Raw genomic sequence first — 576 nt, forward strand, 5'->3', positions numbered from 1 at the left:
GAGGTCGCCCGGCGCGGCGACTGGCTCCCGGTGCTGCGGCTGCCGTTCGTCTCCGACGCCGCCCCGCTGCCCGGCTACGACACCGCGGTCGTCGCCCGGCTGCGCGACGCCGAGGCCGCGGACCTCGTGCGTGCCCAGCTCGACGCGGTGGGTGACCCGCTGCTGCTGGCCCTGCCGGGGCTCGTCGAGATCGTCGTGGAGACCCCCGACGCCCCGCCGCGTCGGATCGCCGACGTCGGGTCCCGCTGGTGGGTGCGCACCGCATCGGGTCGGCTGGACCCGGCACTGACCGCGGACCGCCCGGTCGAGGAGCGTGACCGCACCACCTGGCAGGTCACCTGGGCGCTGCCGCGGCCCGGCACCGGACCGCTCCCGGCCCCCGTGCTGCACGCGCCGACCCCCACCGACGACCCGTGCACGCTGCCCGCGCTGCTCATCGCCACGTTCCCGCTCGACCCCACCCGGCGCCGGGTGGTGCCCGGTCGGCTCACCGACGTCGTGCTCGACCACGCGGCGCGGCTCTACGGCGAGCTGGCCGCCCGGGTCGCCGCCGACGGGCAGGACGCGCTCGCGCTC

1 pseudogene is annotated in these 576 nt (G+C 78.5%); it reads left to right on the forward strand.

Annotated elements, in window-relative coordinates:
• Positions 1 to 576: pseudogene (locus F2B26_RS16735) on the forward strand (sacsin N-terminal ATP-binding-like domain-containing protein); the annotation flags it as partial.

It is taken from the genome of Cellulomonas citrea (genome assembly GCF_009829685.1).
GTDB classification, from domain to species: domain Bacteria; phylum Actinomycetota; class Actinomycetes; order Actinomycetales; family Cellulomonadaceae; genus Cellulomonas; species Cellulomonas citrea.